Raw genomic sequence first — 7,713 nt, 5'->3', positions numbered from 1 at the left:
TCTCCCCAAAATCCCGATCTTGGGGATAGTCTTCCTAATATTTCTGGATCTCGCGGTTTTGAAGGGATGGCATTTAGCCCAGACCGCCAAACCCTGTATCCTCTATTAGAAGGTACAGTAGATGGCGATCCAGAAAATGCTTTACGCATCTATGAGTTTGATGTAGAGTCTGCTTCCTATACAGGCTTAGTCGGTTACTACCCCACCACCGACGGTAACCCCATCGGCGACTTTACTCCCATTAATGATACGGAGTTTTTAGTTATCGAACGAGACGGCAATCAGGGAGAAGATGCCGAGTTCAAAAAGGTCTTCAAAATCGATATTTCCGAAGTTAATGAAAACGGTTTTGTGGAAAAAACCGAAGTTGTCGATCTTTTGAATATTGCCGATCCAGACGACCTCAACGGCGATGGCGAGACTACCTACGATATGCCTTTTGTAACTATCGAAGATGTAGTGGTAATAGATGAAGACACTATCTTAGTGGCTAACGATAACAATTATCCCTTTTCTCAAGGCAGAGAGGACGATATTGACAATAACGAGATAGTTTTAATTGACCTAGAAGAACCTCTAAATTTAGACCCTACTTTAGGAGGTAGTTCTTTAACAGATACATCTACATCAGAAACTACTCTAGCTCAAGTAGATTCAGGAACTACTAGTGTTTTTCTGGATTTACCTTTACTAGAATCGGCGGCAGGAATTACCTTGGTTGGTGCAGATAGTACGGGGGAACCTTTCTCTGAAGACTTTCAAGTAGGTTTTCCTATTGTTGAAGATACTAGTTTTGCATTTGAAGTCGATCCATTTGCCCCAGTAAGCGGTTCGATCAAACATTCAGGAACGATTACTCTGGGCTTAGGTGACACTGAAGTTACTGTAGGCGATTTCTCGATTGGTTTCGACCCAGCAAGAGTTTCCGAAACAGCTAGCGGCTTTTTTGTGGCTGACACCACTGAAGACGAGCTGGGGCTAGAAATTTTGTTTGATGTGGGTACTCCTGGCAGCGTTAGTACTGATGCTGAGTCATTGGAAATTGCTGAGGCAGATTTGTTAGTTGCTCCAGAATTTGCCGAAGCTTTAGGGGCTGCGGAACTAACTGGTGCAGACGTTGGTGATACTCGTGTTGATGCTTCTGCCATTGAACTCGAAGAACCCGATACAACTCAACTAACACCCTTTTTCGCTACGACTGGCGACAATACTTTAACAGCTGGTTTGGAATTTGGTACTAGCGATAGTCTAATCTTTGCTGATGAAGGAGACGACTTTATAGATCTATCTCCAGGTGAGGGTAACAACCTCGTCAATGCTGGTAGTGGAGACGATCTCATTTTCTTGGGTAAGGAAGACCGAGTATTTGCCGACGATGGTGACGATCGCATCTTTGCTTTATCTGGAGGCGGCAACAGCATCAACGGCAACTTAGGTGCAGATCAATTCTGGATTTCTAACGGAGATATTCCTGAAGAACCCAATACGATCGAAGACTTTACTAGCGGAGAGGATGTAATTGGAATAGCTGGTTTGGGTATTGGATTTAGCGACTTGTATATTGCTCAAACTGATGCAGGAGCGTTAATTGCTTATAATGGAAACCCCTTAGCAATTGTGGCAAATACTCCTGCCGATTTCTTGGCAGATGAAAGTAATTTTTCCTTTGCTTAATCTAATTTAGGCGTTGGTAAGTTAGTAATGTCGCACGATAAGTTATTCTTTGTAACTATAAGCTCTAAGCTTTCCAATTTGCATATTTTTTCCAACAGATAAATAAACAAATTGCAAATAGCATTATCCATTTACCAACGCCAATTTAATTTATTCGGGACTCAAGCGATCGCTTTTTCCTAAAAGAAGCGATCGCTTCTTTTTTGGGTTGTTCCGATATATATCTTTGTTGAACTTGAAATAGCAAATCAATATCACTACATTAAGATTTTATGTTTTTGCAACAGTACCTACATCATCAATTGCCTAAAATAAAACCAGTCAAGACATCGGCAATTGTAACAGCGACAACAACTAATAAAGGGATTCTAGCAACAGTCTGCCAATCCTCATCTTTTCTTAAGGAGTTGACTACACCAATTAGAGAAACTGCAATATAGAGTAGGTAAATTGCTCGTAATACGTTAAAAACTAAACTAACTGCTGCTGTAGTGCTACTTCCCCCTTCTAAACCTTGAGTGAGATTGTATTGAAAGAAATCCTCAGCTTTCCTAAAAAATTGTGCTTGTGCTGGTTCTGCCAAATAAAACCAGCAAAATCCATTAACAATAAAGGCAACGACTAAAGTTTGTAAGAGTTTAATAGATTGTTTGGGCAACATAGCCTGTCGACCAATTCGACCTATTGCCAATGCCACTAAAGTGCTTACTAGCCCACATAAAAACAGGGATGGGGTCTTTAGATTGACAGTTAGTAACAATACGGACAAAGCAAGTAACAATGGTAAAAAGCCAAGCAGATGACTTAACCAATAATCTAAAAAATTAATTGGGATTTTTTGTTGATTTTTAAGCTTAATATTTCGCTCAATAGAAAATTTCATATTTCCCCTCGTTTTATTAGTTAACAATGTTTAAGCATAAACTATATGGAATTATGGAATTAGATCGAGTGAAAAGACAGAGTTGCGAACATAAAATATGAAGGGAAAAGTGAAGATAAACTCTAGCTCGATCTTTATTTTAGATAGCAATCCCTAGCAGAAAATTAATCAATTAAATTTAACCTAAGACATTTAACGTCTCACATAGTTTGTGTCATTGGACTGGAACTAAAATTGGAGTATTCTCAAAATTGTCATCAGGTATGTGAGTACAGGTTGATTTACTAGCACTGGGTGGATCTGGATAAATAGCTAAAGTATGATATTCAGGATTGTCTTCATAGAGAATTCGGAAAGAATATAATTTGTTTTGACCATCTTTTTGTGTAATAACTGTTAGAAGAGTATTATCGACGTCAGGTAGACCAGGAATATCTAATTTTTTATACGCCTTAAGTGAATTACATTTGCTCCAGAATTTTGACAATTTGTACTGCTATTTCCTTCTCCAAACTGTAGGCACATCGGACCATCAAAATCGAGCGTCACTTGTGAAGGATCGTTGAACCAAACTTTTTTGATTTTTTCTTGAGTAGGAATAAAGCTCAAGTTTGTTCCCTGTTGATAGGAAACTTTGATAATGGGAATTACTCCTCCAAGTCCCTGTGCTTGACAAGAAAATAGGGATTTTAAAACAGCATTATTAGCAAGGACGCGACTTGCCAATAATAACGTTGCAGTTGAAAACATTCCGAATGCTAGGGACAAGAAGAAGAAATTATGATTTTTTTTATTTTGATCGATATGATAGTTTTTCACGATTGCAAATCTAAAAAAAATTGTTAAAGTAGGATTTCTCGATTGACATATAATTCAACTTCTTCCCCTGCTGGAACTAACCAAACATCTGTTCGCTGCATCATTTGTGATATTTGTTGTTGATTGCGTTGAGCAAGTACTGGAATTAAAGCTTCCATACCTCCCTGTACTGCTCCAGCAGGGATATTACGCTGCGAATCACCACTAGAAACAGTAGTATTACTTCCATCATTGATTATAATTTCTGTATCAAGACGATTGTATAACTCTGCTGCTTTACCCAGACCTCCCAACAGGAACATTTGTGTATCCTTTAAAGTAATAGATCCAGATCGATCGGGAAATTTATCAGCTAGGAGAGGTTTCCCCCCTGGAGAGTGAATGGCAAATGCATTTGGCGGGACGCTTATTTCAGAAAAGTTATCATTATCTTCTGGCACAATGACTTTATCTACTTTAAGCTTTACCAAGCCTCGATCGGAAAGAGAGCCAATTTTTACTAATAGCTGGGTGTCGGCAGGCAAAGCAATTTCTCCATTTGAGGCTTTAAGTGGTTCTTGTAAATTTACCGCAAAGACTGTTTCTTCCTGCTGATTGGGATTACCAGATTTAGTAGTCTCTCCAAAAACGGCGGTTGCTAAGACGGCTTTGGCATTACTTCCCACTGTCACAAAATTACGACTCTGCCTAGGTGAAGGTTCCGCCGCAAAATCGTCATCTAAAGATGTTTGAGACTGCCGAGCAATTTGTGAATTGGGCTCAGTGATTTGGTTTGGCGACTGCTGAGCAATTTGTGAATCGGGTTCAGTGGTTTGGTTTGGCGAATGCTGAGCAGTCTCGGATTCTGAGGCTTCAGGCACTTGACCATAACTACCCAACTTAGCCAGCCTCATCCATTCTTTAAAGGGATCTGGTTTTGTTTTCGGGGGAGATGGGGGTGCGGGCTGTGGAGCAGGAGGCTCAACGTAAACTACTTCTGGCTCACTAATGGGAGGATCTTCAACGGTCGGTGGTTCGGGATTACTTGGTGGAGTCAAGTTATTACTTATTGTTTCCTCTGGTTTTGGCGTTTCTTGTCTGAGGGATTGTTGGGCTGTTTTAACTGCATCTGCTTGTTTTGCCAGAGCTAACTTTGTTTTCAGATTTTCTACTTCTTCTTCAAGCTCCAGCATATAAGATTCAGTATTTGACTGCTGTTGTGGTTCTGAGGGAATAGAATCCTTCTGACTGGGCTTTGTCTTGCCAACATTCATAATCTGTAACAATAAAATACCAACCAACAAAATAATTACAAAAGTTGCCAAACTCACTAAACCAAGTTTGGCAAAGGGATTGGATGAAAGAGTTTGCTTAGTAGTAACCTCTATCTCTTCCTCATCCTCTGATGTTAGTTGTTCCCTAGCTGAATTTTTTACTTCTTGGGAATCACTATTTAAGGATTTATCCTCTAAGCCGACTAGTTTTGCTACTCGCGATTTCCAAGCGGAATATTCTACTTCTTGTGATAACTCGTTCCGTTTTACAAGTTCTTCGAGTAGACGGGGATCGGTCTCATTAGGATCAAGTGGGTTGTGTAAAGGTATTTTAGGTCGATCCATAAAGTTAAAATGATAACTACGCTTTAATTTAAAAAATACAATTTTTTGCTTGAATATCACAGATATGGTAGATTTCCAGCTTTGCTTCACCAATCTGAGAAGCCGTTAAATGTTCGGGAAGAAGTTTGTTGGGTAAGGAAGGAGTCGGTCGATTGACTACTCGAACTGAAATTTGTTTGTTAAAGGCGATCGCTTCTCCGAGCCTGTCACGATCGGTAAAAATCAACTGATGAGCTACTATTTGTACTTTCCATTTACCGTCTTCAATTTTTTTTGGTTGAGAGATTTTTTGGATGATAAAAACACTCTCAGTTATTCTCCCTCCATCGAAAAATTTTTGGTTGGGATTAAAGGATAATATCTCCTCTGAAGATTTTAGTTGCAGTTCTTCAGCAAATAGCTCAGAACCAATTTTCCAGACTATCCCTGGCACTTGTTTTTCGGAGTGCGTCAGCATGAAGGAAAGAGTTTCAGCTACAAAACGTCGAATCGTTTCTGGATGTCTTGCTAAATTTTGCTGGGAATCTACTGTGATAGTGCGACCATCAGCTAATTGTACTAAACTTTGAGGTATAAATTGCCGCTTCAACTGCTTCAACATAGAACTATGAAACATTAGTATTATTAAGCCCAATAGATGTAATCCAAACGAGAATAAGGCAAAAGCGGGCAATAAAATACTTTTTTTTTTGATTCTCTTTGAGATAATCGCATTAGTTTATAATTCCACCTGCATCTTAATTAATAATCTAACAATGGTTCGGACATTTTTTTCAACGAATTTACAAAGCTTACAGGACAATAATTATAATTATTAAAATTTGACTTTTTTTCTCAAGTTAGCTAAAAAGCTGACCTTGATTAAAGTAAGTTTGCTGATGATAGATAAGCATCCTCTAAACTTTCAGCCATTGAAATCATTTAAATCTTGTCCGAACCATTACTCTAATAAACTTGTTTAAAATTACGGCAGAATCAAGATAAATTTAACAATAAAGCTTTGTTTGCTATAGAGTCTGAAATTTCATTAACTCTAGTACTTTACATAATAAAAATATTTGAAATGTCAAATGCTTAAAATATTAGGTTTTTTTCTTTAACCAAAGGTTAAGTTACCAAAATAAATAGGTTAAGAAGCCCGAGCCAATAAAACCTTACTTATCCTTATATTATTTACAATACAAAAAAACCAATATTAAACCACCTAATTTTTTTGTATCGATCGGACTCTGAATTATAGTCTTAATAAAAAAATAATAATTACACCTAATCTTTTCTTAACTTATATTTTACCTATTAAAAACATATCTATGAAACAATCTTCTAACGAGATAGATAGTTTGAGTTGAGTAATTTTTTATTTTTTATTTACATATATTAATATATACGTAAGTACAACTAAATTATCTATACAATTCAAGTTTTTGTACTTTTAAACTTATTGTTGTACGGCAATTGGTCTTCTTGGTTGTAAGGCTTTTCCAATCGGTTCGATCGAATTATAGATCGATTTTGCTTGTCTTTTTCAACTGAAAATTCCTTTCTTGTTAAGTGGAGTTTTTGGATTTTACATTTAATGCAAAGCGTTTCTAACACCAAAAAATATCCAATATACAGAATCAAAAGAAGACCTGAAATTGAGCGTAAAACAACAAAAGTTCACTAATGTAGTTCAACTTAAACAACATTAAATAGAGGAGAACCCATCAATCCATCATGCCTCACGATAACAAAACTTCCAATCGCTCGGGGAATCGTCCTTTTGAGGATATTTTAAATGCCAGCTTATCTCGTCGAAATCTATTCAAACGTAGTGCTGCTTTATCAGCCACAAGCTTTTTGGGTGCATTAGCTAGTAAGAACTTTTTGGCAAAAGGTGCTGCTGCGGGTACTGTATTTGAAGAGACTCCAGGATTAATTAACTTTGCCCAGTTGACTATCGCTCAAGCAACTTTAGATCCTGCAGTTCCCAGTATTTCCGATGATTATGAATATAGTGTTCTGATCCCCTGGGGTACTCCCATTTATCCTGGTGGCCCAGAGTATACTGGTGACCCTAATACTCGCCCAACTTCCGATGAGCAGACTCAGCAGATAGGTATCGGTCATGACGGTATGTGGTTTTTTGCCAAGGATGGTACCAGCAATACCGAGGGGATACTGTGCATAAATCACGAGTTTGGCATTAATAGCCACGTTCTAGGCAAAGAAGACCCTGAAAGTCTAGAAGATGTCCGTTTATCTCAGCATGCTCATGGCGTTTCCGTTGTTGCCATTAAGAAGGCACGTGGAAAGTGGGGCGTTGTTGCTAATCCCAACTCTCGACGCATTCATGTCAATACGCCCGTTGAGTTTAGCGGTCCTGCGGCGGGTCATCCCCTCTTGGAAAATAATGCGGGGAATTCTCCCCAAGGTACTGTAAATAATTGTGCGAATGGTTATACTCCCTGGGGTACATACCTAACTTGTGAAGAGAATTTTAACGGCTACTTTGGTTCTACTGAAGGGGAAATTTTCGACGAAAACCTTACTCCCGAGCAAGACCGCTACGGCTTTGATTTTGATGGTTTTGGTTACGGTTGGGAGCAGTTTGACCCACGATTCGATCTTTCTAACCCCGATTATGCTAACGAACATCATCGATTTGGCTGGGTTGTAGAGATCGACCCCGAGAACGGTAGACAAACTCCAGTTAAGCGAACAGCTTTGGGTCGCTTCAAGCACGAAGGTTTTGCCTTT

Annotated in this window: 5 protein-coding genes and 1 pseudogene; 2 read left to right on the top strand and 4 right to left on the bottom strand. The window is 38.6% G+C overall.

The window, feature by feature from the left end; translation table 11 throughout:
* The coding region (locus AC33VI_RS22550) for an esterase-like activity of phytase family protein (protein WP_491784510.1) at window positions 1-1,674 on the top strand (1,674 nt) is incomplete at its 5' end.
* 298 nt (window positions 1,675-1,972) lie between these two features.
* Here AC33VI_RS22550 and AC33VI_RS22545 read toward each other — a convergent pair.
* The 4 genes and pseudogenes from AC33VI_RS22545 to AC33VI_RS22530 all read right to left on the bottom strand — a co-directional run bounded on the left by AC33VI_RS22545 (window position 1,973) and on the right by AC33VI_RS22530 (window position 5,590).
* A complete protein-coding gene (locus AC33VI_RS22545) occupies window positions 1,973-2,371 on the bottom strand; it encodes a hypothetical protein (RefSeq protein WP_491784509.1) in 399 nt (132 codons plus the stop codon).
* A 400-nt stretch (window positions 2,372-2,771) separates the two neighbouring features.
* Window positions 2,772-3,307: pseudogene (locus AC33VI_RS22540) on the bottom strand (hypothetical protein).
* A 92-nt stretch (window positions 3,308-3,399) separates the two neighbouring features.
* The gene (locus AC33VI_RS22535; protein WP_491784508.1) at window positions 3,400-4,974 is read right to left on the bottom strand and encodes a TrbI/VirB10 family protein; all 1,575 of its coding nucleotides are present in this window, start codon (window positions 4,972-4,974) and stop codon (window positions 3,400-3,402) included.
* A 28-nt stretch (window positions 4,975-5,002) separates the two neighbouring features.
* Window positions 5,003-5,590, bottom strand: a complete 588-nt coding sequence (locus AC33VI_RS22530) for a hypothetical protein (RefSeq protein WP_491784507.1) — start codon at window positions 5,588-5,590, stop codon at window positions 5,003-5,005.
* 1,100 nt (window positions 5,591-6,690) lie between these two features.
* Between AC33VI_RS22530 and AC33VI_RS22525 the strand changes: the two genes are divergently transcribed.
* A partial coding sequence (locus tag AC33VI_RS22525) for a PhoX family protein (RefSeq protein ID WP_491784506.1) occupies window positions 6,691-7,713 on the top strand: 1,023 nt, incomplete at its 3' end.

The organism is Waterburya sp., assembly GCF_058530065.1.
Note: the sequence above shows the minus strand (reverse complement) of the source record. Positions and strands in the feature narration are given on the sequence as shown.

Bases quoted from the DNA above. Each gene is read 5' to 3' on its own strand.
- AC33VI_RS22535 (WP_491784508.1), bottom strand. From the start codon at position 4,974: ATGGATCGACCTAAAATACCTTTACACAACCCACTTGATCCTAATGAG.
- AC33VI_RS22530 (WP_491784507.1), bottom strand. From the start codon at position 5,590: ATGTTTCATAGTTCTATGTTGAAGCAGTTGAAGCGGCAATTTATACCT.